The sequence below is a fragment of the Streptomyces sp. DF42 genome (assembly GCF_058267695.1).
In genome coordinates, this window is the sequence record NZ_CM177859.1 from 9,164,981 (window position 1) to 9,190,934 (window position 25,954).

22 protein-coding genes and 2 pseudogenes are annotated in these 25,954 nt (G+C 71.4%); 11 read left to right on the top strand and 13 right to left on the bottom strand.

All coding sequences use genetic code 11. The features are described from left to right. Window positions 1–58 precede the first annotated feature (58 nt). A complete protein-coding gene (locus ACYUED_RS42045) occupies window positions 59–616 on the top strand; it encodes a P-loop NTPase family protein (protein ID WP_491289656.1) in 558 nt (185 codons plus the stop codon). Here ACYUED_RS42045 and ACYUED_RS42050 read toward each other — a convergent pair. Then, the gene (locus ACYUED_RS42050) at window positions 573–2,912 is read right to left on the bottom strand and encodes an ATP-binding cassette domain-containing protein (RefSeq protein ID WP_491289657.1); all 2,340 of its coding nucleotides are present in this window, start codon (window positions 2,910–2,912) and stop codon (window positions 573–575) included. The genes ACYUED_RS42045 and ACYUED_RS42050 overlap by 44 nt on opposite strands. 139 nt (window positions 2,913–3,051) lie before the next feature. Further along, on the bottom strand, window positions 3,052–4,686 hold the full coding sequence (locus tag ACYUED_RS42055) for a serine/threonine-protein kinase (protein ID WP_491289658.1): 1,635 nt from the start codon (window positions 4,684–4,686) through the stop codon (window positions 3,052–3,054). 224 nt (window positions 4,687–4,910) lie between these two features. Between ACYUED_RS42055 and ACYUED_RS42060 the strand changes: the two are divergent. The 4 genes and pseudogenes from ACYUED_RS42060 to ACYUED_RS42075 form a co-directional block, all read left to right on the top strand. Continuing rightward, window positions 4,911–5,855: pseudogene (locus ACYUED_RS42060) on the top strand (FAD-dependent monooxygenase); the annotation flags it as partial. A gap of 43 nt (window positions 5,856–5,898) precedes the next feature. Continuing rightward, the gene (locus tag ACYUED_RS42065; RefSeq protein ID WP_491289659.1) at window positions 5,899–6,252 is read left to right on the top strand and encodes a DUF1801 domain-containing protein; all 354 of its coding nucleotides are present in this window, start codon (window positions 5,899–5,901) and stop codon (window positions 6,250–6,252) included. Between the two features lie 130 nt (window positions 6,253–6,382). After that, a complete protein-coding gene (locus ACYUED_RS42070; RefSeq protein ID WP_491289660.1) occupies window positions 6,383–6,790 on the top strand; it encodes a YciI family protein in 408 nt (135 codons plus the stop codon). An 8-nt stretch (window positions 6,791–6,798) separates the two neighbouring features. Then, the gene (locus ACYUED_RS42075; RefSeq protein WP_491294685.1) at window positions 6,799–7,944 is read left to right on the top strand and encodes an RNA polymerase sigma factor; all 1,146 of its coding nucleotides are present in this window, start codon (window positions 6,799–6,801) and stop codon (window positions 7,942–7,944) included. Between the two features lie 40 nt (window positions 7,945–7,984). On the opposite strand, the gene ACYUED_RS42080 is transcribed toward ACYUED_RS42075, so the two are convergent. The 3 genes from ACYUED_RS42080 to ACYUED_RS42090 form a co-directional block, all read right to left on the bottom strand. Then, entirely contained in the window at window positions 7,985–8,977 is a 993-nt protein-coding gene (locus ACYUED_RS42080) for an LLM class flavin-dependent oxidoreductase (protein ID WP_491289661.1), read from the bottom strand. Between the two features lie 93 nt (window positions 8,978–9,070). Then, complete coding sequence (locus tag ACYUED_RS42085) at window positions 9,071–9,493, bottom strand: (2Fe-2S) ferredoxin domain-containing protein (RefSeq protein ID WP_491289662.1); 423 nt, start codon at window positions 9,491–9,493, stop codon at window positions 9,071–9,073. 124 nt (window positions 9,494–9,617) lie between these two features. Further along, complete coding sequence (locus ACYUED_RS42090) at window positions 9,618–10,853, bottom strand: glycosyltransferase (RefSeq protein ID WP_491289663.1); 1,236 nt, start codon at window positions 10,851–10,853, stop codon at window positions 9,618–9,620. Window positions 10,854–10,963: 110 nt separating this feature from the next. On the opposite strand from ACYUED_RS42090, the gene ACYUED_RS42095 reads away from it, so the two are divergent. Together ACYUED_RS42095 and ACYUED_RS42100 are read left to right on the top strand one after the other, a co-directional pair. Next, the gene (locus ACYUED_RS42095; protein ID WP_491289664.1) at window positions 10,964–11,089 is read left to right on the top strand and encodes a hypothetical protein; all 126 of its coding nucleotides are present in this window, start codon (window positions 10,964–10,966) and stop codon (window positions 11,087–11,089) included. 9 nt (window positions 11,090–11,098) lie between these two features. Next, window positions 11,099–11,590 carry a phosphatase domain-containing protein gene (locus ACYUED_RS42100; RefSeq protein ID WP_491289665.1) on the top strand — a complete coding sequence of 164 codons (492 nt, stop codon included), beginning with the start codon at window positions 11,099–11,101 and terminating at the stop codon, window positions 11,588–11,590. Between the two features lie 51 nt (window positions 11,591–11,641). Here the strand turns inward: ACYUED_RS42100 and ACYUED_RS42105 are convergent, their stop codons facing one another. The 3 genes from ACYUED_RS42105 to eno form a co-directional block, all read right to left on the bottom strand. Next, entirely contained in the window at window positions 11,642–11,857 is a 216-nt protein-coding gene (locus tag ACYUED_RS42105; protein ID WP_491289666.1) for a dodecin, read from the bottom strand. Window positions 11,858–11,895: 38 nt separating this feature from the next. Beyond that, complete coding sequence (locus ACYUED_RS42110) at window positions 11,896–14,142, bottom strand: sensor histidine kinase (RefSeq protein ID WP_491289667.1); 2,247 nt, start codon at window positions 14,140–14,142, stop codon at window positions 11,896–11,898. A gap of 282 nt (window positions 14,143–14,424) precedes the next feature. Next, the gene (gene eno, locus ACYUED_RS42115; RefSeq protein WP_491289668.1) at window positions 14,425–15,708 is read right to left on the bottom strand and encodes a phosphopyruvate hydratase; all 1,284 of its coding nucleotides are present in this window, start codon (window positions 15,706–15,708) and stop codon (window positions 14,425–14,427) included. 93 nt (window positions 15,709–15,801) lie between these two features. On the opposite strand from eno, the gene ACYUED_RS42120 reads away from it, so the two are divergent. Together ACYUED_RS42120 and ACYUED_RS42125 are read left to right on the top strand one after the other, a co-directional pair. Then, window positions 15,802–16,668, top strand: a complete 867-nt coding sequence (locus tag ACYUED_RS42120; protein ID WP_491289669.1) for a winged helix-turn-helix transcriptional regulator — start codon at window positions 15,802–15,804, stop codon at window positions 16,666–16,668. A 249-nt stretch (window positions 16,669–16,917) separates the two neighbouring features. Continuing rightward, a complete protein-coding gene (locus ACYUED_RS42125) occupies window positions 16,918–18,171 on the top strand; it encodes an extracellular solute-binding protein (RefSeq protein WP_491289670.1) in 1,254 nt (417 codons plus the stop codon). 104 nt (window positions 18,172–18,275) lie between these two features. On the opposite strand, the pseudogene ACYUED_RS42130 reads toward ACYUED_RS42125, so the two are convergent. Together ACYUED_RS42130 and ACYUED_RS42135 are read right to left on the bottom strand one after the other, a co-directional pair. Further along, window positions 18,276–18,968, bottom strand: a pseudogene (locus ACYUED_RS42130) (polysaccharide deacetylase family protein); the annotation flags it as partial. Then, window positions 18,965–19,639 carry a glycoside hydrolase family 11 protein gene (locus ACYUED_RS42135; RefSeq protein WP_491289671.1) on the bottom strand — a complete coding sequence of 225 codons (675 nt, stop codon included), beginning with the start codon at window positions 19,637–19,639 and terminating at the stop codon, window positions 18,965–18,967. The gene ACYUED_RS42135 and the pseudogene ACYUED_RS42130, both read right to left, overlap by 4 nt. Window positions 19,640–19,984: 345 nt before the next feature. Here ACYUED_RS42135 and ACYUED_RS42140 point away from each other — a divergent pair, with 345 nt between their 5' ends. Together ACYUED_RS42140 and ACYUED_RS42145 are read left to right on the top strand one after the other, a co-directional pair. Beyond that, complete coding sequence (locus ACYUED_RS42140) at window positions 19,985–21,610, top strand: serine/threonine-protein kinase (RefSeq protein WP_491289672.1); 1,626 nt, start codon at window positions 19,985–19,987, stop codon at window positions 21,608–21,610. 205 nt (window positions 21,611–21,815) lie between these two features. Continuing rightward, window positions 21,816–22,709: an alpha/beta hydrolase gene (locus ACYUED_RS42145; protein WP_491289673.1), complete on the top strand. Its 894-nt coding sequence runs from the start codon at window positions 21,816–21,818 to the stop codon at window positions 22,707–22,709. A 131-nt stretch (window positions 22,710–22,840) separates the two neighbouring features. Here the strand turns inward: ACYUED_RS42145 and egtD are convergent, their stop codons facing one another. Genes egtD through egtB form a run of 3 tightly spaced genes read right to left on the bottom strand, consistent with a single transcriptional unit; the run spans window position 22,841 to window position 25,922 of the window. After that, window positions 22,841–23,803: an L-histidine N(alpha)-methyltransferase gene (egtD, locus tag ACYUED_RS42150; RefSeq protein WP_491289674.1), complete on the bottom strand. Its 963-nt coding sequence runs from the start codon at window positions 23,801–23,803 to the stop codon at window positions 22,841–22,843. Continuing rightward, window positions 23,800–24,603, bottom strand: a complete 804-nt coding sequence (egtC, locus tag ACYUED_RS42155) for an ergothioneine biosynthesis protein EgtC (RefSeq protein WP_491289675.1) — start codon at window positions 24,601–24,603, stop codon at window positions 23,800–23,802. The genes egtD and egtC overlap by 4 nt, the downstream gene beginning before the upstream one ends. Beyond that, window positions 24,603–25,922 (bottom strand): ergothioneine biosynthesis protein EgtB, encoded by a 1,320-nt coding sequence (egtB, locus tag ACYUED_RS42160; protein WP_491294686.1) that lies wholly within the window; start codon window positions 25,920–25,922, stop codon window positions 24,603–24,605. The genes egtC and egtB overlap by 1 nt, the downstream gene beginning before the upstream one ends. Window positions 25,923–25,954: the final 32 nt, after the last annotated feature.

Here is a 25,954-nt window from a genome sequence, read left to right on the forward strand (position 1 = left end):
CGGGCCGGCGGGATCAGGGCGTGGGTCGAGGCCGTTGACCGGAACGAGGGTGAGAGACGTGCAGCGGATCTTGGTGGTGGGTGTCACCGGCGCGGGCAAATCGACCCTCGCGCAGGCCGTGAGCGCGCGTCTGGACATGCCGTACCACGAGATGGACGCCCTGTACTTCACCGGTCCCGACTGGGCCGTCAACGACAAGCTGACCGAGACGGTGTCGCCGCTCGCGGCCGAACCCCGCTGGATCATCGACTCCATCGGCTACCCGGAAGTCCGTGACCTGCTCTGGGAGCGGGCCGACACCGTGCTGTGGCTGGACTACGCCAAGCACGTCGTCCTGCCCCGCGTCCTGCGCCGCTCCCTGCGCCGCACGATCACCCGCGAGCCGGTCTTCGGCGGCAACACGGAGACCTGGGCGGGCTGGCTCAGCAAGGAACACCCGGTGTGGTGGGCCTGGTCCCACCATGCGGGCCGCCGCCGCGAAATCGCCCACCGTACGAGCGATCCACGCTTGGCGCCGCTCCAGACCCTGCGCTTCTCGCACCCCGCCGACACCGCGGCCTGGTTGGCCACGCTCACGCCTGCCGGGGCAGCACCCGGCCCAGATACGGCGCCGTAGCGCTCGCCTCCGCGCCCGCGACCTCCGTCGGCGTGCCCGCCGCGACGATCCGTCCGCCCGCGTCCCCGCCACCCGGGCCCAGGTCGATCACCCAGTCCGCGCCGGCCACCACCGCCATGTCGTGCTCGACGACGATCACGGTATGTCCGGCGTCGACCAGACCGTGGAGCTGGCGCATCAGGACCTCGACGTCGGCCGGATGGAGACCGGTGGTCGGTTCGTCGAGGAGATAGAGCGTGTGGCCGCGGCGGCCACGCTGCAACTCGCCGGCCAACTTGATGCGCTGGGCCTCGCCGCCGGACAGCTCGGTGGCGGGCTGGCCCAGGTGCAGATAACCGAGGCCCACGTCGAGCAGCGCGCCGAGACTGCGGGCCACCGCCGGAGTGTCCGCGAAGAACTCCGCCGCGCTCTCCACCGTCAGGTCGAGCACCTGCGCGATGTTCCGTCCCCGGTACGTCACTTGGAGCGTCGCGGGGTTGTAGCGGGCCCCTCCGCAGTCCGGGCACGGCGCGTACGTACTCGGCAGGAACAGCAGCTCGACGCTGACGAACCCCTCGCCCTGACAGGTCTCGCAGCGCCCACCGGCCACGTTGAAGGAGAATCGGCCGACGCCGTAACCCCGGCCGCGTGCCTCGTCGGTGGCCGCGAACTCCCTGCGTACGACGTCGAAGAGGCCGGTGTACGTGGCCAGGTTGGAGCGCGGGGTGCGGCCGATGGGCTTCTGGTCGACCGACACCAGCCGTGCCACCCCCGCCAGGTCTTCGGTGATCTCGCCGATGAGCGTGGACTTCCCGGACCCGGACACGCCCGTGACCGCGGTCAGCACGCCGAGCGGGAACTCGGCCGTCACGCCGCGCAGGTTGTGCCGGTTGACCGGCCCGACCTGCAACTGGCCGCGTGCGGTGCGCACGTGGCGTACGGGGGCGGGGGAGCGGTCGAAGAGGAAGCGGGCCGTCGCCGACCGCTCGACCGAGGCCAGCTCCGGCACCGGGCCACTGTGCAGCACCTCGCCGCCGTGCTCGCCGGCCAGCGGACCCACGTCCACCAGCCAGTCGGCACCGCGCATGACGTCGAGGTGGTGCTCGACGACGAACACCGAGTTCCCCGCCGACTTCAGCCGCTCCAGGACGGTGAGCAGTGCCTCCGTGTCCGCCGGGTGCAGGCCCGCGGACGGTTCATCGAGCACGTAGACGACACCGAACAGCCCGGAGCGCAGCTGGGTCGCCAGGCGCAGTCGCTGCAGCTCGCCCGCCGAGAGGGTGGGTGTCGAACGGCCCGGACTGAGGTAGCCGAGGCCGAGTTCGAGGATCGGTGCGATACGGGAGCGCAGGTCCTCGGTGAGGACGCGGGCGGCCTCCGACGTGGCCTCCAGGGCGGAGGCGAGGTCCGCGACGGGCAGCGCCGCCAGCTCGGCGATCGTACGGCCACCGAAGGTCACGGCCAGTGCCTCCGGGCGCAGCCTGCTGCCGCCGCACGCCGGGCAGGGCGCGCTGGTGAGGAAGCGCTCCGCCTTGGTGCGCAGAGTGGGGCTCTTGGAGTCGGAGAAGGTCTTCATGACATACCGGCGGGCACTCATGTACGTGCCCTGGTAAGGGCGTTGGATCCGGTCCGCGTCCCGCACCGGATGCACGGTGACCACCGGCTGCTCGTCGGTGAAGAGGATCCATTCCCGTTGTCCGGCGGACAGGTCGCGCCACGGGCGGTCGACGTCGTGGCCGAGTGCGTCGAGGATGTCGCGGAGGTTCTTGCCCTGCCAGGCGCCCGGCCACGCGGCGATGGCACCCTCACGGATCGACAGGGAGGGGTCCGGAACCAGCAACTCCTCGGTCGTACGGTGGACTTGACCCAGACCCTGGCACTCGGGGCAGGCACCCGCAGCGGTGTTGGGCGAGAACGAGTCCGAGTCGAGGCGCTGGGCACCGGGCGGGTGGTCGCCGGCCCGGGAGAACAGCATCCGCAGCGAGTTCGAGAGGTTGGTGACGGTGCCGACGGACGAACGCGACGTCGGTGCCGAGCGGCGCTGCTGCAGGGAGACCGCCGGCGGCAGCCCGGTGATCTCGCCGACCTTCGGCGCGCCGACCTGGTGGATCAGGCGGCGCGCATACGGTGCGACCGATTCGAAGTAGCGGCGCTGCGCCTCGGCGTAGATGGTGCCGAACGCGAGCGAGGACTTCCCGGAGCCGGACACACCGGTGAACACGGCCAGCACGTCCCGCGGGATGTCGACGTCCACGCCCTTGAGATTGTGCTCACGGGCGCCGCGGACGCGGACGTAGGGGTCGTGTGGGTCGCGCATGAAAACGAACTCCGTACGGGTCTGCGGCCGGGGAGGGACAAACTACGCGAGTGTATGCGAACGGGCCGCAGCGCGCGCCGGCGCTGCGGCCCGCGCGGATCTGCAGGCCCCTCGCATGCTGCGCCGCCGGCCAATTCGCCTACGTCGCCCGCCAGATCGTCATGTCCACCATCAGGAAGCTGATCCCGGGGGTGTCCCACAGTGCCGTCGACTTCACCTGGACCACCAGCAGTGCGATGTCACCGTTGCGGTGCTTGACGCAGAACTCGCTGCCCGTCGCCGCGGCGGCCAGCGGGAAGCTGTGGGCCGTGGCGCCTCCCATGAGGATGCGGCAGTCATCGAGGGTGGCTCCCGTCATGCCCATCAGCTGGGAGATCGTGCTGGTGTCGCTCTCCAGCGCACAGCCGATCTTCTTGCAGACGAAGCGGAGGTCGCCCTTGCGGTTCTTGAGTTGAGTCCCGTCCTTGAAGCTCACCGAGTTCTTCTCGTCCAGCGTCAGTTGGGGGTACGGCTCGGCCCGCGGCGTCCTGGGCGCGGTCGGGGAGGGGCTCGACGCGGCGGGCTTCTCGCCCTCGGACCCCGTCGAGGTGGAGGCCGACGACTGTGCGGAAGCTGTCTTGTCGGTCGTCGGCGATGCAGCGGAGTTCCGGTCGCGAGACCGGTCCCTCGCGTCCATCACCGTCCATGCCAGGCCCGTCAGCAACAGCACGCCTGCCGTTACGGCGGCAGTGAGCAGCACGGTGCGTCTTCGCAGGGCCCGCCGCTCCGCCGGCACCGTCGGCCGCATCTGCAACTGCGGCTGCGCGAGCAACGGCTGCGCGGGCACCGGGTGTGCGTGCACCGGCTGCGTATGCGTCCGGGTGGGGTCGGGGGCCGGAGCCGGGACCGTCACCTCAGGCCCCGTGACCTGCCGCCAGACGGCCGGGCCACCGCCCGCGTCGGCATCCCGGCCCAGCCGCTGCCGGCACCACGCGACGACCTCCGCCAGGGTCGCCCGTTCCGTAGGATCGGCGGCCAGGCACCGGGCGATCAGCGGACGGAGCTGTTCGGGCAGCAGGGTCAGGTCCGGTTGCGAGTGCACGATCCGGTAGAGGACGGTGGCAGAAGGGCCGTCCCCGTACAGCGGCTCGCCCAGTGCGGCGAACGCCGCTGTCTGACCGAGCGCGAAGACGTCGGTCGCCGACGTGACCTCATCCGCTGTCGCCTGCTCGGGAGCCATGAACTGAGGCGTGCCGACGGCGGAGCCCGTGGCCGTGTGCGAAGTGGCGTCCGCGGCCAGCGAGATACCGAAGTCGATCACTCGCGGCCCGTCGGCGGCCAGCAGGACGTTCGACGGCTTCAGGTCCCGGTGCACGATCCCCGCGCCATGGATGGCCTGCAGGGCCTCGGCCACCCCCGCCATCAGCCACAGCACCGCCGGTACCGGCAGCGGTCCGCTTCGTGCGACGGCCTCCGCGAGCGAGGGCCCGGGAACATAGAGCGTGGCCAGCCACGGCGGTACACCGTCCGGATCGGCGTCGATCAGCTCGGCGGTGTACGCGCCCCGTACCCGCTGGGCAGCCTTGATCTCCCGGCCGAACCGCCGCCGGAACGCCGGGTCGTCGGCCAGCTCCGGCCGCACCACCTTGATCGCCACCGGTCGGCCGCCCTGCGTGTGCGACAGATAGACCCGCCCCATGCCACCGGCACCGAGCCGGGCGGCCAGACGATAACCGGCCACCATGGGTGGATCGTCCGCCTGCAACGGCTGGAACACCTCAGTCGCATGGTTCATCGGCCCTCGTCCCCCTGATCCCCTGGCCCCCTGGTCATCCGATGGGTTGACCAACCACAGAACCCTAAAGGGTGTCCTGTGACTGCTGATCGGAAACGGGGTGCAAGTCGGAAGCGGGGGGGCAAGGGGGGAGCCGCCGGCTCGTCTGCTTGGGCGTCAGGATCACACCCGAGGGCGGGCCGTAGCCGGGTGTCCGACGGGTATCGGCCGGGCATCCGAGGGGTATCCGCCTGTCCGCCGTATCGGCGCACGTGCCACGGCAGATGGGGCACATGAGCAGCCTGACCCGCCACGCGGGCGGCTACTGGGCCATGCTGGTCCCGCTCGGCGACGACCGGTACCGGTTCACCTTCGGGCGCGCGGGCCAGGCGGACGGTACGCGCGACATCCCCGTCACCGCCGAGGAGATCACCGGCGCGCTGCAGACCGTGTACGGCCCGGAGACCACCCTGGGTGCCGTGGACCACTCCTCCCGCTTCGGCGACGCCACCCGGCAGCTGGAGCACTACCGCGTGGGCCGGGTCCTGTTCGCGGGCGACGCCGCACACATCCACCCGCCCCTGGGCGGCCAGGGTCTCAACCTCGGCATACAGGACGCCTTCAACCTCGGCTGGAAACTGGCCGCGGTCGTCCAGCACCGCGCCCCGAGCGGCCTCCTGGACAGCTACCACAGCGAACGGCACCCGGTCGGAGCCCAGGTCCTGCACCACACGTCGGCGCAGCGCGTCCTGGCCGACCCGAACCCGAGCGAGGACGTCGCCGCCCTGCGCGACATCGTCGTCGACCTGCTGCGCCTGCCCGACACCAACCGCCACCTCGCGGGACTGATGTCCGGCCTCTCGCTGCGCTACGAACTGCCCGGCGAGCATCCCCTCACCGGGCAGCGCATGCCGGACGCCGACCTGGTGACCGAAGCAGGCCCGACCCGGCTGTCGGCCCTGTTCGGCTCGGGGCACGCCGTCCTGCTCGACCTGGCCGCGGCCGTCCCGGCCGACCTCCCGCTGCCCCCGCGAGTCGACCTCGTCCGTGCCACCTGCTCCGACGACCTGGGCGCGGCAGCCCAGCTCATCCGCCCCGACGGCTACGTCTGCTGGGCCGCGGACACCTCCACCGCCCGCACCGACACCCTGCTCGCCGCGCTCACCGGCGGCCTGGCTCAGGTGCACTGAGCGAGGCGGGCGCGCACGGCGGCACGCCACGAGAATGGGCCGTATGGACGCCGAAGCGCAGAACTACATCGACGGGATCGCACCCGAGCACCGCGCGCTGTTCGACCGCGTGCACCGGCTGATTCTGGAGGCGTATCCCGAGGCGGAGGTCGTGCTGTCGTACGGGTTGCCGACCTACCGGGTCGGCAACCGCAAGCTGCACGTCGGAGTGTGGCAGCACGGGGTCTCGGTCTACGGGTGGGACAAGGACGCGGGCGCGGGCCTCACCTCCCGCCATCCGCATCTCGTCAGCGGCAAGGGGACCATCCGACTGCGCTCCCAGGATGCGGAGGGCGTCACCGACGGGGAGTTGAGTGACCTCATCCGCGCCTCGCTGGGACCTGGAATCGCGCCGTAGCGGCCTCGCGCCGCCGCGTGGACCGGGGCGCCGAGAAAGATCTTGGGCGGCATGTCGAGAACCCGGGACGGGCTCCGTCCCCGAGGTGAACGCGACCACAATGGGCGCACCAGTACCGAGGAGAACGACGATGGCCAAGTACCTGTTGCTCAAGCACTACCGCGGCGCTCCGGCTCCGGCCAACGACGTGCCCATGGACCGGTGGACCCCGGAGGAGATCTCGGCCCACGTGCAGTACATGCAGGACTTCGCGGCGCGGCTGGAGGAGACCGGCGAGTTCGTCGAAAGCCAGGGACTGGCCCCCGGGGGGACGTTCGTCCGGTACGACGGTGAGGGGCGACCGCCGGTCACCGACGGCCCGTTCGCCGAGACCAAGGACCTCATCGCCGGCTGGATGGTGATCGACGTCGACACCTACGAGCGCGCCCTGGAACTGGCCGGGGAACTGTCGGCCGCCCCCGGCGCGGGCGGCAGGCCGATCCACGAGTGGCTCGAACTGCGCCCCTTCATGACCGCACACTGCACCATCACCGAGTGACCCCACCGATGAAAGAGGCCCAGCTGAGGAGCCTCACACCGAGCGTGCTCGCCATCCTCGTCCGCCGGGGAGCCGACTTCGCGGCGGCCGAGGACGCCGTGCAGGACGCGCTCATCGAAGCGGTCCGCGTGTGGCCGGCCGACCCGCCGCGGGATGCGAAGGGCTGGCTGGTCACGGTGGCGTGGCGCAAGTTCCTGGACGCGACGCGGGCGGACGCCGCCCGCCGCCGACGTGAGGACCGTGTCGACGAGGAGCCGCTGCCCGGGTCCGCGCCCGCGGTGGACGACACGCTGCAGCTCTACTTCCTGTGCGCCCACCCGTCGCTGACGCCGTCGTCCGCGGTGGCCCTCACCCTGCGTGCCGTCGGCGGGCTGACCACCCGCCAGATCGCCCAGGCCTACCTGGTGCCCGAGGCGACCATGGCGCAGCGCATCAGCCGGGCCAAGCGCACCGTCTCCGGCGTGCGCTTCGACCGGCCCGGCGACGTCGCCACCGTGCTGCGGGTCCTCTACCTGGTCTTCAACGAGGGCTACTCCGGCGATGTCGACCTCGCCGCCGAGGCCATCCGGATCACCCGTCAGCTCGCGGCCGTGATCGACCACCCCGAAGTGGCGGGACTGCTCGCCCTGATGCTGCTCCACCACGCCCGGCGCGCCTCCCGGACCGCGCCCGACGGCAGCCTGGTGCCACTGGCCGAGCAGGAGCGCGGCCGATGGGACACCGAGTCGATCGCCGAGGGCGTGGGGATCCTGCAGGCGGCTCTCGCCCGTGACCGGCTGGGTGAGTTCCAGGCCCAGGCCGCCATCGCAGCCCTGCACGCCGACGCACTCACCGCCGAGGAGACCGACTGGGTGCAGATCGTCGAGTGGTACGACGAGCTCGCGCGCCTGACCGACAGTCCCGTCGTCCGGCTCAATCGCGCGGTGGCCGTCGGTGAGGCCGACGGACCGCGCGCCGGGCTGGCGGCACTCAAGGAGCTGGACGAGTCACTGCCCCGCCACGCCGCGGTGGCGGCCCACCTCCACGAACGCGAGGGTGACCTGGCCACGGCGGCGCGGCTGTACACGGAGGCGGCCCACAAGGCACCCAACCTCGCCGAACGCGACTACCTGACCCGTCAGGCCGCCCGGCTCAACACCCGCCGACGGCACTGACGGGCGTGGCCCGGCCTCGGGGCGCCGCCTCCGACGGTGATCACCACAGCCGGGCAAGGCGCCGGTAGGAGTCCAGCAGGGCCTCGCGGTCGTAGGTGCTGGAGGTGACCAGTACCTCCTGCGCCCCGGTTTCCTTCAGCACCGTCTCCAGTTCGTGCGCGACCTGCTCCTCGGTGCCGGCGAGGTGTCCGGTGAGCCCGGTGTCGTAGAAGCCGCGTTCCCGCTCGGTCATCGTGAGGCGCTCGACGCGCTCGGCGGGCGGCAGGGGCGGGAAGGTGCCGTGGGTGCGGGAATGGGCCATCGCCCAGGCCTCCGGGATCAGGAGCCGCCGCGCCTCCTCGGGGGTGGCGGCCACGACGATCGTGCCGGAGATGACGACGTACGGCTCGGGAGCCCAGGGTGAGGGGCGGAAGCGGGCCCGGTAGTGGTCGATGCCGCGCTGCATCTTCTCCCGGTTGCGGAGGTCGCCGATCACCATCGGCAGGCCCGCGCGGGCGGCGATCTCGGCGCCCTCGCCCATGGCCAGGACGAACGGCGGCACCGTCAGCCCCTCCGCCGGCCGCGCATGCACCCCCGTCGGCGAGGTGCCGCGGAACCAGCCCAGCAGCTCCTGCAGCTGCCCTGCGAAGTCGTCCGCGTCGTCCTTGTCGCGCCCCAGCGCCCTGCGCACCCCGCCGGTGAAGCCGACCGACCGGCCAAGACCCATGTCGATACGCCCCGGGAAGAGGGACTCCAGCACCCCGAACTGCTCGGCCACGACCAGCGGTTGGTGGTTGGGCAGCATCACACCGCCCGTGCCGACCCGGATCGTCCGCGTCGCGCCCGCGACGGCGGCGGCCAGCACGGTCGGCGCGGATCCGGCGACCCCGGGCACCCCGTGATGCTCGGAGACCCAGAACCGGTGGTAGCCGGTGTCCTCCAGCTCCTGTGCCAGCCGTACGGTGTCGCGAAGCGCCTCGGCGTCGGTGTGGCCTTCGCGCGTGCGTGAGCGGTCGAGGACGGAGAAGCGTGTCGAGGCGATCGCGGAGCTCATGGAAGGTTCAACACCTGGGAGCCCGCAGGATTCCTCACGTCATGATGTCGTGGTGAGGGCTGAACGGTTCCCCGCAAGAAAGGGGCGAGCGGTTCAGCGGCGACTCCGCACGCGTGCGTCCCGCGGCGGCCGGATGAACTGCAGCTCCAGTGTCACGGGCGGCTCGGCGACACCTGGCCCGCCCGCCGCCGCCCAGCCGGCGATCTCCTCCGTGCAGTCGTCGTCCATGGCGAACCCGACCCAGGTGGCCCGGCCGCCCGCCCGGCGCCCAGCGGCCGAGGGCTGGACGACGATGACGTTCGCCTGGTCGCAGGGGCCCAGGCAGTCGGTCGTACGGACCTGGAAACCGTGCTCGGCCGCCAGGGCGCGCAGCCGGTCCAGCTGCCACCCGTGGTCGGTGCCCGGGTGCTTGCGCGGATCGCCGCAGCAGCAGCCCCGGCACACGACGAGCGTGCAGGGGCGCTGCTGGGCCGCGCCGATCAGGGTGTGGCGGGGGGAGGGAAGAGCGGATGGCATGGCCCAAGCATGATCCATACGCCCGCTGCCCGATGCCACCGGGTGGAGCCCGCCGGACCTGTGGCCTCGTACGCCGCTCCAAGTGCCGCCCGGATCCGGCGAGTTGTCCGTCGGCGCCGGTGGTTCACGCGGACACGGACGGGCCTTCTGGGCCGGCCGCCTCGAAGAGCATCTTCGCGGCCACCGTCGTCCCGTCGGTGCGGATCGTGCCCGCCACGGCCTTCGCCCGTGCCCGGGTCCCGGAGGCCAGGGCGGTGGCGAGCGCGGCCGACAGGGACTCGACGGTCGGCGTCGGGCCGTCGTGCGCCGCGCCGATGCCCAGCTCGGCCACCCTGGCGGCCCAGGACGGCTGGTCCGCGATCTGCGGAACCACCACCTGAGGCGCGCCGGCCCGGGCGGCCGCGGTCGTCGTGCCCGCGCCGCCGTGGTGCATGACGGCGGCCACCCGGGCGAACAGCGTCTGATGGTTGACCTCGCCGACCACGAAGCAGTCGTCCCGGTCGTCGACCGGAGCCAGGCCGGCCCAGCCGCGGGCGAGCAGGACGCGGCGGCCGGAACCACGGACCGCCTCGATGGCCACCCGCGCAAGGTCCTTCGAGAGGTGCAGGGCCATGCTGCCGAAGCCCACGTACACCGGCGGAGCACCGGCGTCCAGGAACGTCTCCAGTTCCTGCGGGAGCGGGCGTTCGTCCGGCAGGAACCATGCCCCCATCTGCACGACGTCGAGATGCGAGACGTCCTGCCACGGGCCCAGGACCGGATCCGCCGCAAGCCACGGCCGGTCGGTGAAGGTGTGGTCCCGGACGCTCTGCACCGGTGGCAGGCCGATCGCCGCTCGGTGGGTGTTCTCCGCCTCGCCGTACAACGCGTTCACGCGCTGGTCGTCCTGCTCCCACAGCACCTTGAGGTCGCTCTCCTCCTGCGGCGACGGCGTGCCCGGGCGCGCCCCCGGACGGAGGTGCGGCGACGGCAGCCCGAACGGATGGAAACACGCGTACACGTAGGGGATCCCCAGCTTCTCGGCCACCGAGCGTGCGCCGGCCGGCATCAACCCGGTCGCCACCAGCACGTCACATCCCTCGGCCGCCGAGGTGAGCGTGTCGAACCGCGCGGCGACCAGCTCGGGCGCGAGCCGGAACGCGTCCGCCGCGGACGGCGGCCTCGTGCCGGTCACCACCGAGCGCACCGTCGGGCCGAGCGGCACCAGCGGCACACCGGCCCGGTCCAGCAGCGCCACGAACTCCTCGTCCGGAGGCGCGCACACCCGTGCCTCCGCGCCGAGTTCCCGCAGCCGCACGGCGAGCCCTGCCAGCGGTTCGACATCCCCGCGCGATCCCCACGTCGACAACAGCACACGCATGGTTGAATCCCCCATTTCCGCAGGTCCTGGCTTCGGCCGCCCATCCTGCGGTACACCCCGGGTCTTGCCGCAAGCCCCCCGGTGCGCTATACGTTGAAGAGGGCAAGGAGATGGATCTCCTTGCCGTTTCTTCTGCCGCCCTCCTCGTCGGCCATCTCGTCCGCTCCGATGCCCCCGCCGAACTCACCGCGGCCCGCCCCGCCTTCCTCGGCACCCCCGCCTACGCCGGTGTCTAGGGTGGGCGGGTGACCGACAGCAGCAAACGCCCGCTCGCCGTGTTCGACCTGGACAACACGCTCGCCGACACGGCGCACCGACAGCGGTTCCTGGAGCGCAAGCCGCGCGACTGGGACGCGTTCTTCGCCGCCGCACCTCACGACCCGCCGATCCCGGAGGGCATCGCGCTGGTGCTGGAGAGCGAGAAGGAGTGCGAGGTCGTCTATCTCACCGGCAGGCCCGAGCGCTGCCGGAGTGACACGCTCGACTGGCTCACCGCACAGGGACTGCCCGACGGGCGCGTGTACATGCGGCGCAACGACGACCGCCGGCCGGCCCGCCGCACCAAGCTGGAGATCCTGCGCCGTCTCGCCCGCACCCGGGACATCCGTGTGCTCGTGGACGACGACGAGTTGGTGTGCGACGACGCGCAACGGGCCGGCTTCACCGTCGTACGGGCACGCTGGACGGCCCCCTCCGCCGCGCTGGAGGCGGCGCAGGAGGGAGAGGGGCGGACCTGAAACGCCCGCTGGGGGACGGGCCCGTCAGGCCGGGGTTCTGCGGCCGGCCCGTCAGTCCGTCTCGTCGAGCCGGAAGCCCACCTTCAGGCCGACCTGCCAGTGCGCGATCTGCCCCTCCTCGATCTGGCCCCTGACCTGGGTCACCTCGAACCAGTCCAGGTTGCGCAGCGTCTGCGAGGCGCGGGTGACGCCGTTACGGATGGCCTGGTCGACACTGTCGGGCGAGGTGCCGACGATCTCGGTGACCCGGTAGGTGTGGTTCGGCATGCGGGTGCTCCTCTCCGCCGTGACACCTGCGTCACGCGTCACTCCACCGTGCCCCAAGGCGCGGCCGAGCGCGACACGTCGGGGCCCTGCTCCTGCCCGCGCCTGCGGCGCGCGTGCCGTCGGGAGAGGGGCCCCTTCGTCTGTGGCGGGCGGGCGTCCTCGTCGTGGCCGGGCGGTGGGGTGGATCCCCTCCCGGTCCAGGACTCGTGGCCTGCCCGCGCTTCCGGGGAGTCGGGCCCGGCGAAGGCGCCCGCGGTGGCGGTGCGTCGCGGCGACCGGGTGTCCCTGACGGCGGCCAGGGACAGGGTGTCGGCGTCGGGTTCGTCGCCGGGTGTCCGATACGTGATCGTGTCGGGCAGCATGACGAGGGCCGTCGTGCCGGACGGCTCACCTGCGGGGCGCAGCTGGACGCGGATCCCGTGTCGGCCGGCCAGTCTGCCCACCACGTACAGGCCCATGTGCTGGGAGATGTCGGCGTCCACGGTGGGCGGGTCGGCGAGCCGGTGGTTGATCGACGCGACGTCGCCGGCCGGCAGGCCGATGCCGCGGTCGTGGATTTCGAGCATGATGCGCCCGTCGGGCGGGACACCCGCGGTCACCCGGACCTGCGAGTGCGGGGAGGAGAACGACGTGGCGTTCTCCAGCAGTTCGGAGAGCAGGTGGACGAGGTCCGTCACGGCACGGCCGTGGATCTCGGCCTCCGGTATGCCGCAGAAGGCGACGCGCTCGTACTGCTCGACCTCGGAGGCGGCCGCGCGGATGACGTCGACCAGGGGCAACGGCTGATCCCACTGGTGGGCGGGTTTCTCACCGCCGAGCACGAGGAGGTTCTCGCCGTTGCGGCGGACGCGGGTGGCGAGGTGGTCGAGGCTGAACAGGTTCGCCAGCTGGTCCGGGTCGGTCTCGTGGTCCTCCAGGTCGGTGATCAGGGCGAGTTGACGCTCGATCAGGGACTGGTTGCGGCGCGACAGGTTGCTGAAGACCGTGTTGATGTTGCCGCGCAGCAGGGCCTGTTCGGCGGCGAGCCGTACGGCTTCGCGGTGGACGAGGTCGAAGGCGCGCGCGACCTCGCCGATCTCGTCGGTACTGGTGATCGCGATGGGTACGGCGAGCCGGGAGTCGACCTGGCCCGGGAAGGTTCTCGACAGCCGGGCGATCAGCGCCGGCAGCCGTTGTCCGGAGATCTCGATGGCGGAGGCGGTCAGATGGCGCATACGGCTGCTCATCGTGCGCGCCACCCATGAGGCGAGGAGGAAGGCGATCAGCAGGGACGCGAGGACGAGCGCCGCGTTGACGACGGCGTCGCGGCGGGCGTCGTCGGCGATGCCGCGCGCGCCGGCGAGAGCCGTGTCGGTGAGCTGGACCTCCACGCCGCGGTAGGCGTCGAAGCCGAGCGTGGAGGTGGCGAAGAACGACTCGGGCGTGATGCCCTCGGCGGCCAGCTGCGCGGGCGTCTTCCCGCCGGCGATCTCGCCGACCATCTTGTCCATGGCGGGCGGTGCGACGTATGTCCGGCCCGCCGCCCTGGCCTTGGCGGCCGCATCGGCGTTCCGCTGTTCGCCCCGCTTCTGCGCGTCGGCCAGCGCCTTGCGCAGCCGTGCCATGTCCTCGGCGGTGCCGGCGCCCGCGTACTCCTGGAGCGCCACGGGTTCGAGGTAGGCGTACGAGCGGAAGGACGCGAGCTGCGACTGGAGTTCACCGGCGGCGAGGGCGCCGCGGCCCTCGACCAGCAGATGAGTGCCGATGGAGCGGGTCAGGGACCTGGCCGCCTGGGTCAGGGAGACGGCGTAGAGCGTCCGGCCGAAGCTGGCCTGGTTGGTGCTGCCGAAGCCCAGCTCGTTCGACATCTCCATCAAGGTGTGCTGGAGCAGGTGGTAGCTCTCCTCCGAGCGCACTCCGGACAGGCGCGAGGTGAAGGCGTTCGCGCGCACTGTCGGCAGCTGCTTCTCGCCGGTGCGCACCAGTTGGACCCGCCGCAGGAGGCCGGCGGCCTTCGGCAGGTGGCCGACCGCCCGGTCGAAGGCCTTGGCATCCGCGTCCGTGACCTTGCGGGCCTGCACGACCGCGGCGGCGTTTCTCCTGCCCTTCAGCAACGGAACGACGGACACGTCCCGTTCGTTGATCGCGTCACCTGCGTACTTGTTCGCAGCCTGGACCAACTCGGCGACGCGGACCGCGTCGCCGGCGGCTCTCCAGGTGTCCACCGAATGCCGTACTCGTAAGCCTCCCAGGACGAGGGCGACGAGCACCGGGATCAACAGCACGGCTCTCAGGCGCCTGGCCACGGGCCAGTTGCCTGTCAGGGACCGTCGCTGGGGGGCGTCTGCGGTTGGCTGTAACGCGGAGTTCGGCAAGATCGTCCCATCGGTGCTGGATCGCCTCGCGTTCGACGCAGGCCGTGCACCCTCTTAACGTCCCGCGGCGGGGCCACCGTTCAGGCGGGCCCGTGACCAGCCTGAACGGTGGCCCCCGCGTGGCTCACGGCTTTCGGGCGAGACCGCCGCGCTCACCGACGACTGCGGGCGCCGCCTGGCTCCCGACGGCCGTGCCACGTCGCGCTTGAGGGATCAGCCGCGCAGCCCCAGGGCCTCCCTGCCCGCGTACCGGGCCTGGCTGCCCAGGTTCTCCTCGATGCGGATGAGCTGGTTGTACTTGGCGGTGCGGTCTGCGCGGGAGAGCGAGCCGGTCTTGATCTGGCCGCAGCCGGTGGCGACAGCGAGGTCGGCGATGGTGGTGTCCTCGGTCTCGCCGGAGCGGTGCGACATGACGACGGTGTAGCCGGCGCGGTGCGCGGTGGCGACCGTGGCCAGGGTCTCGGTGAGCGTGCCGATCTGGTTGACCTTCACCAGGATCGAGTTGGCGATGCCGTCGCGGATGCCGGCGCGCAGCAGCGTCTCGTTGGTGCAGAAGACGTCGTCGCCGGTGAGCTGGCAGCGGTCGCCGAGGCGGGCGGTCAGGTCGCGCCAGCCGTCGTGGTCGTCCTCGGCCATCGGGTCCTCGATGGAGGCGACGGGGTAGCGGTCGACCAACCCGGCCAGATACTCGGCGTGTTCGACGGGACTGCGGCGGACGCCTTCGCCGGTGTAGTCGTACACGCCGTCGCGGAAGAACTCCGACGTCGCCGGGTCCATGACGAGGGTGATGTCGGTGCCGGGCTTGTAGCCGCTCTGTTCGACGGCGCGTACGACGAAGTCCAGCGCCTCGTCGGCGGTGCGCAGGTCGGGTGCGAAGCCGCCCTCGTCGCCGACGTTCACGCTGTGACCGGCGGCGATCAGGCTGCGGCGCAGGGTGTGGAAGACCTCCGAGCCCATACGGACGGCCTCGGCGAAGGTGCCGGCGCCGATCGGGGCGATCATGAACTCCTGGAAGTCCAGCGGATTGTCGGCGTGTGCGCTGCCGTTGACGATGTTCATCATCGGCACCGGCAGCAGTCGGGCGTCGACACCGCCGACATAGCGGTACAGCGGCAGCCGGTGGGCGGCCGCGGCGGCCTTTGCGGTGGCCAGGGAGACGCCGAGGATCGCGTTCGCGCCGAGCCGTGACTTGGCGTCCGTGCCGTCCAGCTCGATCATGGTGGCGTCCACGGTCGCCTGGTCCTCGGCGTCGAGTCCTGTGACGGCGTCCGCGATGCTCTCGTTCACGGCGTCGACGGCACGCCGAACTCCCTTGCCGTGGAAGCGAGCCGGATCGCCGTCGCGCAGTTCGACTGCCTCGCGGGCCCCGGTGGACGCTCCGGACGGAACGGCGGCGCGGCCGAGCGAGCCGTCCCTCAGTTCTACGTCGACCTCGACGGTCGGATTGCCCCGGCTGTCGATGATCTCCCGTGCGACGACCCGGCTGATGGCGGTCACGGTGCAACTCCTCACGCTGGGCCCGCCTGGCGGCGGACGGTAAGTTCCATGTGGAAACAAAGTGAGTTCCGAAAAGGAACCTACTATGGGTGCATGAGGATGCACAACGCCGACGAGACCTGCGGCATCGCACAGGCCGCCACGGTCCTGGGGGACTGGTGGAACGTGCTCGTGCTGCGGGAGATCGCCCGCGGACACGTCCGCTTCGACGCCCTGGCCGCCGAGATCGGCCTGTCCCGCAAGGTGCTCACCGAGCGGCTCGGCCGGCTCGTCGCTGGCGGGGTGCTGCGGCGCAGCCTCTATCAGCGACGCCCGGTGCGCCACGAGTACCTGCTCACCGATTCCGGCGCCGCGCTGCTGCCCGTGCTCGTCGCCATGCAGGACTGGGGCGACCGCTGGGTGCTGGGCGACGGCGGCCTCACCGCGACCGCGCAGGAGGACAGTGCCGAGCACGCCCGCGTGCACGCCCTGGTCGGCACGCGCCTGCCCGACGGCCTCGCGCTGCCCGGTACCGAGGGCGCCGACCTGCCCGTCGTCTCGCCGGACGCCGCCGTCACCGTGCTGTTCACCTACCCGGGCACGGGAGTCGACTGGGGTGAGCCGATCCCCGGGGCCCCCGGCTGCACGCTGGAGAACCGGCTCTTCCGGGATGCCTGGCCCGACTTCCGCCGGGCGGGCGTGGACGTGCGCGGCGCCAGCACCCAACTCGCCCACGAGCAGAGGGAGTTCGCCCGCGCCGAGACGATCCCGTACCCCCTCCTCTCGGACGCCCGCCATCGGCTGGCCGCGGCTCTGCGGCTGCCCACCTTCCGCGGGGCGGGCCGGCTGTGGCACAAACGGCTGATCCTGGTCGTCGACGCCGAGCGGACCGTGCGGCACACGCTCTTCCCGGTCGTCGACATCCCGCACGCCGTCGAACAGAGCCTGCGCCTGGCCGCGGGGTGCGCACGGGCGGTCTGAAGCGGTCGTCTCTCCGCTCCCGCGGGCCGTGCGGTGTGCACGGTCCCTGACCGGAGCGTCACCTGTGGCACGCGTCACCCCCGCGTGCCCCAACCTGGGCCGGAGCGCGAGATGTCCGGGCTGCCGCGCGGATGCCCCTTGACCTCCCGTATTGGTCCATACCAAAATCCGCCTCACCCGTACGAGCCGTGCGCTCGTCCCCCCACGTCGGGCCCCTTCCCCTGTCCGCCAGACAGAACAGGACCCCTCGTGAGACGTCGTCGCCTCCTCGCCCTCACCTCCGTCGGCCTCGTCAGCGCATGCGGACTCGAACCCGGCGGCTCCGGCCGGCGCACCGTCACCGCCTGGCTGATGAAGGACAGCGCCTCGCAGAGCTTCCTGAGCCGTTTCACCGAGGCGTTCGAACGCGACCACCCGAACCTCAGGCTGGACATCCGCATCCAGCAGTGGACGGGCATCGGCCAGAAGGTGCAGCACGCGCTGGACGCCGACTCCGGGAACGGCCCCGACGTCATCGAGGTGGGCAACACCCAGGTGCCGCAGTACGTGGAAGGCGGCCGGCTGCTCGACCTGACCCTGGAGTCGTCACTGCGCTGGGGGAGCGAGCGTTGGCTGCCCGGTCTCGCCGAGCCGGGACAGTTCCTGTCCCACCAGTACGGCATTCCCTGGTACGCGGCCAACCGGGTCGTCATCTACCGCAAGGACCTGTTCGCGCAGGCCGGCATCAAGACGTTGCCCCGCACCCGTGCGGAGTGGCTCACCGTCACCGAGACCCTCAACTCCGGTGGCAATCAAGGCATTTACCTGGCCGGGCAGGACTGGTACACGCTCGCCGGCTTCATCTGGGACGAGGGCGGCGACCTTGCGGACGACGGTGACGGCGAGGGCTGGCGCGGCACACTGGACACCCAGGCCGCCCAGCGCGGCATGGACTTCTACCGCCGCCTGCACGCTCTCGGCGACGGACCGCCCCGCGCGGACGAGGAACACCCGCCCCAGGCAGGCGTGTTCGCCGCGGGAAAGGTGGCACAGATCGTCGCGGTCCCCGGGCTCGCCCGCACCGTCGTCCAGCAGAACCCCGATCTGCAGGACACGTTGGGCTTCTTCCCCGTGCCCGGCCGGACCGCCGCCCACCCCGGAGCGGTGTTCACCGGCGGCTCCGACCTCGTCGTACCGAACAACACCCGCGAACGGGACGGCGCCGTCGCCCTCGTCGGCGCACTCACGGGCGCCAAGTGGGACACGGAGCTGGCCCGCACCATGAAGTACGTCCCCAACAAGAGGTCCCTCGCCAGGGCGGTGGACGGTGGGGAGGGCGTCGCGGCCATGGCGGCCGGGGCCGCGGAGGGCCGGGCGACGCCCAGTACGCCTCAGTGGGGTGCCGTCGAGGCGGACAACCCGATCAAGGAATACATGACACGGGTGCTCACCGGGGCCGACCCGGCGACGGAGGCCCGTAGGGCGTCCCGGCGCATCACCGAGGTCCTGAACAGGCTGAACTGAAGGCCTGGCGCGGCGGCCGGGAGGGCGCCGCGCCAGGCCGCCGCGGCCGGTCGGACGCGCCCGACCGCCTGTGCAGCGACGTTTCGTTCAGGACCTGCGGTTCACGCCCCCGTCGGGGCCACGGCACGGCCCGTCTGCGGGGAGATCGGACCGGCGCACAGATTGCGGGCGGTCAGTACCTGCGTGATACGGGGGATCGCGGCGACCGTGTTGGCGGGCCAGTCGTGCATGAGGATGACCTGGCCGTTGGTGAGCCGGCCGGCGGCCGCCACGATCGCGTCGGTGGAGGCGCCGTTCCAGTCCTGCGAGTCCACGTTCCAGAGGATCTCGGTGAGCCCGTACCTGGCCTCGACCGCTTTCACCGTCGCGTTGGTCTCGCCGTACGGCGGGCGGAACAGTTTCGGCGTACCGCCCCCGGCGCTCGCGATGGCCTGCTGGGTCCGGGAGATCTCCGAGTCGATCTGAGCCTGGCCGAGCTGGGTGAGATGCGGGTGGGTGTAGCTGTGGTTTCCGACCCACATGCCGGCGGCGACCTGGGCCTTCACCTGAGCCGGGTAGGCGGCGGCGTACCGGCCCTCGTTGAACATGGTGGCCCGCAGCCCGTTCTGCCTCAGCGCGTTGAGCAGTGCGGGCGTGTTGCCGGAGGGGCCGTCGTCGAAGGTGAGGCCGACGTAACCGCCGCAGGTGGCGGCGTGCGCCGGAGCGGCATGCCCGAAGAAGCTCCCCGCCGCGGCCAGCGCGACGACGGTCAGGGCCGTCGACAGGCGACGTAACGGGACACTCGACGCGGCACTCATCCGGCCACCGTGATGGAGGAGCTTCCGCTGCTCTGGTATCCCTCGGTCGCCATGATCATGTAGTACTTGAAGCTGCCGAGGTTCATCCCGGCGCGGGCCCATGCGTCGAAGTGGTTGCCGGTGGTGATGGTGCCGCCCGTCCGCTTCGACTGCCGCACGCTCCAGTACTGGTTGAAGGTCCTGTTGCCTTCGACGGACGGGGCGTTGTACCGCGTCGTCTGGTAGATGTCGTACGTCCCGCCGTCGCTGCTGACGGCGCCCTTGTACGTTCCCGTGGGCCGGTAGGTGCCCCAGTTGTCGACGATGTAGTACTCGACGAGCGGGTTCGACGTCCATCCGTACAGCGCCAGGTAGGCGTTCCCGGACGGGTTGAAGCTGCCCGAGTACGACACGTTCCTGCGGGCGCCGTTGCTCCAGCCCTTGCCGGCGACGAAGTTCCCGGTGTTCCTCCAGCTGGTGCTGTAGTTGCCGCCGGAGTTCAGGGTCATGGAGACCGTCCCCTGCGCGTCCGTCCAGAACGAGTAGTAGAAGCCGCTGTCGGTGCCGGTCTGGTTCGTGGTGATGACCGTGGCGGCGCTGGCGGTGCCGGGGAGCGCCAGTGCCGACGCCGTGCCCAGCAGCAGGCCGCAGGCGGTCCGGCGGCTCATCGGGTGTGCGGGTGTGAGGCTCATGAGCGGGGTTTCCTCCTCGTGGTGCGAGGGCGGGTATTGGTCCGACAGTGTTGGCCTGTCCCCGTCAAGCGTCAATAGTTTCGGCATTGATCGCGAAACATTCGACTCTGGTGGACGCCTGATGGGAACTCGCAATGCCTTTCTACCAGGCAAGTTGTGAGCTCCCTTCGAAGTAGACGACTTATGGCATTCAATAGAGACCAGGAGCCGGTGAGGATTTCTTCGAATGTTTCGATGCGATTCCGGACGACGAGTTTTGGCCTCTCACGGCCGGGGGCAGCCGATACGCTGGAGAACGGCCGTGAACCGGGGGCGGGGCTGGGGGCGGGGGCGATGGATCCACGGATGCAGTTGCCGGTGGGCGGATACGTCTGCGAGCGCGAGCTCGGCCGGGGCGGGCAGGGAGTGGTGTGGCTCGCCCGGGACCGCACGGGACGGCAGGTCGTGGTGAAGTTCCTGCTGCCGGGCAAGGAGTACGACGAGGTCGCGCTGGCACGCGTACGCCGGGAGTTCGGTGCGGCGAGCCGGGTCGGTGAGCTGGCCACGGCGCGGGTCCTGGACGCCGACCTGTCCGGACGGCACCCGTACATCGTCAGCGAGTTCGTCCCCGGCCCCACGATCCACCAGCATGTGGCCGCGGGTGGGCCGTTGCCCGCCGGGCGGCTGCAGTCCCTGGCCCTGGCCGTCGCGCACGCGTTGGCGCAGGTGCACCGGGTGGGTGTCGTGCACCGGGACATCAAACCGTCCAACATCCTGCTCTCCGCGGACGGACCGCGGATCATCGACTTCGGGATCGCCCGCGACGACGGGCTGCTCGAGTCGGCGCTCACCACACCGGGCAGCGTGCTCGGCTCACCCGCGTACATGTCGCCCGAGCAGGTCAGGTCGCTTCGGGTCACCGGCGCCACCGACGTGTTCTCCCTCGGCGGCACGCTGTACTTCGCCGCCACGGGGCGGCATCCCTTCGAGGGGGAGAGCGACTACGAAGTACTCGTCGCGGTGTGCGAGCGCGACGCGGATCTCACGGGGGTGCCGGAGCCGGTCCGTTCGGTCATCGCCGACTGCCTGCGCAAGGACCCGGCGGAACGCCCCACCGCCGCCCAGCTCGTCGCCCGGCTCGCGGGGGCGGGGGAGGCGACGGAGGGCCGGCAGGCGCAGTCGGGGGCATCGGGCCCGCCGCAGCTGCCACCGTCCGGGCGCGGGAGCGGCGCCGCCCGCCCCCGCCCCCGTACGAGCGCCAAGCAGCTGCGGCTGTGGGGGTTCGCGGCCGGCAGCGCCGCGGTGGCCGTGCTGCTGGCCTTCGTGCTCAGCACCACCTCGGGGGGAGCGCCGACGAAGGGCGGCACGCAGGCTCATGGCTCGGCCTCCCCACCCGTCTCGTACACCGATGACCTGACCGATTCGGGCGACTGGTCGCACAAGGACCCGGCCCTCGGGAGGATCACGCACAAGGGCGGGACCATGCTGGTGGATCCCGGGACCGAACTGGAGGTGTGGCCGCAGGCACCCTTCGAGCCGTCCTCCTTCGCGGTACGGCTGAGCACCCAGGCGGAGTGGTACGGGGGTGAGGGCGGGGTCGGCCTGTGGTGCAACGGCTCGGGTGACTACGAGAAGGGTTCCCGCTGGGCGGCCTACCTGACTACCGATCAGGAGGCCCTGATCGTACGCGAGTTCCGGTTCAAGGGGGCTTTCCAGCATGACCGTGTGGTCGAGGTCGACCTCGCGGACGTGGGTCTGAGGGTGGAGAGCCGACGGCTGGTCGACATGTCGATGACCTGTTCTTCGGCCGGCGAGGGCCGGATCAAGGTGGAGCTCGCCGTCGACGGCACCCGGGTCGCCTCGTACACCGGAGCCGCCTTCGACGAGCGGGGCTGCGGTGTGGCCGCCTTCCACTACAGCGCGACCGACCCGAAGGGCACGGCCTTCCACGCGGGCTTCGAGCGCTTCACCGCGTCCGAGCCACCGGCGTGATGACTGCGCACTGACCACGCACCGATCGCCTTCTGGCTACGCACCGATCACCCACCGACCATGCACGGGCAGCGAGAGCCGCTCGCCCGGCTCCTGCGGCGGCGACGAAACGGAACCTGGCCCTCGGAGTATTGCGGGATCAGGGGCGAGCGTTCATCATCAGGATTCCTGTTACTTTAATCTTTGAGCGATAGGGCGCCCTGCCATGCCACTCAGCCCCCGAACCCAGGCCAGAGGGGTCCAACTCCTCCTCGGCCGCATGATGAGCCGTGTGCACAAGGATCTCCGCTTCACCGACATCCCGAAGCGAAGCGAGGCGCTGCGGGTGGAGACCGGAGCCGGACCGGTGGCCTGTACCGTCTACCGCCCGCCGGTCACCACCGCGTCCCCCGCCCCCGTCTACATCAACTTCCACGGCGGCGGTTTCGTGGTGGCCCGCCCCGAGCAGGACGACCACATCTGCCGCTACATAGCCGCCACGGCCGGCTGCGTCGTCATCAACGTGGACTACGCCGTCGCCCCCAAGCGGCCGTTCCCCGCGCCCGTCACCCAGGCGTACGACGTCACCGCGTGGGTCGCCGCGAACGGCGCCGCAGGCGACTGGGACGGCTCGCGACTCGCCGTGGGCGGACACAGCGCCGGGGCCAACCTGACCGCCGCGGTCTGCCGCATGGCCCGAGAGCGCGGCACGTTCTCGCCCCGGCTGCAGATCATCGACTCGGCACCGCTCGACCATGTCGCCGATCCCGCGGCCAAGCAGTCCCTCATCGCCAAGCCACTGCTCACGCCTCAGCTGATGCGGATCTTCACCGCCGCCTACGTGCCGGACCCCGCCGACCGCGCCGACCCCCTCGTCTCACCCGGACTGGCCGACGACCTCGCCGGACTCCCTCCCGCCCTGGTCATCACCGCGGAGAACGACCGCCTGCGCGACGAGGGCGACGCCTATGCCAAGGCGCTGGAGGCGGCCGGCGTTCCGGTCACCCACCGTGTCTTCGAGGGCGTCGACCACTACTTCACCCACACCGGCCCGGTGCCGGCCGGGAAGGAGGCCATCGATCTGATGGCCACCACCCTGCGCACCGCACTGAGCGACTGACACTCCGGGAAGACCCTTCGGACCGGAGTGTCCGAGGGCAGTTGACATCGGGTGCCGGCGTCCCGCTCGCCGGCACCCGATGTCACGCCACGTCACACACCTGCCCGGGCTGTGTCAGCGCTGCCCGACGGTCACCGCACCACGCTCAGCGACAAGGCGAACCGGCTCTCCTCATCCGTCCACCAGTGGGCCAACTCCATCCCGGCCGCGGACAGTTCGGCGCGTACCCGCTCCCTGCGGAACTTCGCTGAGATCTCGGTGCGCAGGTCCTCGCCCTCGGTGAAGTCGACGGCGAGGTCCAGTGCGGGAACCTTCACGGTCTGCGCGGTGCGGGACCGCAGGCGCATCTCGATCCACTCACTGTCGGTGTCCCAGAGGGCGACGTGGTCGAAGGCGTCGGCATCGAAGTCGGCGCCCAACTCGCGGTTGACGACCGTCAGGACGTTCTTGTTGAAGGCCGCCGTCACTCCGGCCGCGTCGTCGTACGCCCGGACCAGGACCTTCTCGTCCTTGACCAGGTCCGTGCCGAGGAGCAGCGCGTCGCCGGGGGAGAGGAGGGAGCGGACCGAGGCGAAGAACGCGGCCCGTTCGGACGGGAGCAGGTTGCCGATCGTGCCGCCGAGGAACGCGATCAGCCGTGGACCCGGCGTGTCCGGCAGCGTCACGCTCGCCGTGAAGTCGGCGATCAGCGCGTGGACCTGGAGGCCGGGGCGCTCGGCGATCAGGGCGTGCCCGGCCTGGGTGAGCGCGCTGTCGCTGACGTCGACCGGCACGTAGGTGTGCAGATCGGTCAGCGCGTCGAGCAGGTACCTGGTCTTCTCGGAGGAGCCCGAGCCGAGCTCGATCAGGGTGCGCGCGTGGGTCGCCTCGGCGATCTCCGCGGAGCGGGCGATGAGGATCTCCCGCTCCGCGCGCGTCGGGTAGTACTCGTCGAGTTCGGTGATCTGCTCGAACAGGTCGCTGCCGTGGGCGTCGTAGAACCATTTCGGCGGCAGTGTCTTGGGCGTGCCCGCGAGGCCGTGCTGGACGTCGGCGCGCAGCGCGGCCTCCGTGGCGTCCTCGGGCAGGGTGCGGGTGAGAAGGAACGGGCTCACGTACGGGGCTCCTTCGGCAGTGCGGGTGCCAAGGCGTCGCTCGGCTCTTTGAGAGGCTCCTTGAGAGGGGTGAGCAGCACGTCCGTGCGGCTCGCCGCGAGCAGTGTGTGGTCGGGGACCTCCTGCCAGTGCGGGTCGTCGTCGTAGGGCTCCGAGGCGACGACGGTGCCGCGGCCGGGCCGGGACAGGTACCAGAGGGTGTCGCCCCAGGTGGTCGCGGTGATCGTCTCGCCATTGGTGAGCAGCAGGTTGAGCCGGGAGCCGGGGGCCGCCTCGGCGACCTCCAGGACCGTGTCGGCCAGCGCCTGCCCCTCGTCGTCGCCGCCGCGCAGCCGCGCCAGGACCAGCGCCCACACGAGCGCCGAGTCGTTGCGGGCCTCCAGCGACAGCACGTCGACGGCGGGCAGAGCCGCCACGAGGGGAGCGAGCGAACCCGGCCATCCCTTCACGGCGCCGTTGTGGCTGAACAGCCAGGGCCCCGCCGCGTACGGTGCCGCCGCGGCCTCCGCGTCGGCGCCCGACAGGGTCGCGTCGCGTACGGCGGCGAGTACCGCGCCCGAGCGCACCACGCGCGCCAGGTCGGCGAAGGACAGGTCCGCCCAGATGGGCCCGGCGCGGCGGTACCGCGCCGGCATCGGGTCACCCCCGGCGTACCAACCCACCCCGAAACCATCGGCGTTGACCGTCCCGTACCGCTGCCGCCGAGGTGCCCACGACTGCCGGTACAGGGCGTGCGCCGGCTCCACGAGGAGGCTGCCGAGCGGCTCCTCGGGCCCCAGATACGCCAGATGACGGCACATCAGATGTCTCCCGCTGACCGGGCGGTGCGGAACCCGGAGAAGATCTGCCGCCGGATCGGGTAGTCCCAGTTGCGGAACGTTCCCCGGCAGGCCACCGCGTCCACGGCGAACGAACCGCCGCGCAGCACCTTGTACTCGGGCCCGAAGAACACCTCCGAGTACTCCTTGTACGGGAAGGCCTGGAACCCCGGGTAGGGCTGGAGGTCGCTCGACGTCCATTCCCACACGTCGCCGATCAACTGCCGTACGCCGAGCGGTGATTCACCCTCCGGGTAGCTGCCGGCCGGGGCCGGGCGCAGATGCCGCTGGCCGAGGTTGGCGTGCTCCGGCGCCGGGTCGGCGTCGCCCCACGGGTAGCGCATCGAGCGCCCGCTCGCCGGGTCGTGGCGGGCCGCCTTCTCCCACTCGGCCTCGGTGGGCAGCCTGCGCCCGGCCCAGCGGGCGTACGCGTCGGCCTCGTACCAGCACACGTGCAGCACCGGCTCGTCGGACGGCACGACCTCCGTGACTCCGAAGCGGCGCCGCAGCCACTGCTTGCCGTCACGGCGCCAGAACAACGGGGCGTGAATGGAGTGCCGGCGGATGTGCGCCCAGCCCTCGGCCGTCCACCAGCGCTCGTTGTCGTAGCCGCCGTCGTCGATGAACGCCTGGTACGCGCCGTTCGTCACCGGCGTCGTGTCGATGTGGAAGGGCGCCACCTCGCGCCGGTGCGCCGGGCGTTCGTTGTCCAGCGCCCACGGCTCACTGGAGGTGCCCATCGTGAACGGGCCGCCGGGGACGAGGACTTCGGCCGGTCCGCCGGCCAGCGGTGCCGGCTCCGGGTCCGGGGCGGTGAGGGCCGGGGGGCCCTTGCGGAGCTGGTGGGTGATCAGCATCGTCTCGTCGTGCTGCTGTTCGTGCTGCGCGATCATCCCGAAGGCGAAGCCCGCCTCCGTCAGCCGCGTGCCGTGGAAGTCGGCGCTCTCCAGCAGGTCCATCACCCGCCCGCGCACGTCCGCCGCATAGGTGCGGGCCTCGGCGGGCGGCAGCAGCGGCAGCGAGGGCCGTTCGGAACGCGGGTGCTCGAAGGCGTCGTAGAGGCCGTCGATCTCGGGCCGCATCGCCTCCCGGCCGGCGACCGCCCGCAGCAGCCACAGTTCCTCCTGGTTGCCGATGTGGGCCAGGTCCCACACCAGCGGAGACATCAGCGGCGAGTGCTGTGCGGTCAGGTCGGGCCCCTCGACACAGCTGGTCAGGAGGGTGGTGCGGGCACGGGCGGTGGTGAGCGTTGTCAGTGCCCGCTGACGGAGTGCTTCCGCGTCGATGTACGTGTCCTCCATGACCGTGCCGTCCCTGACGGTGTCGTTCATGG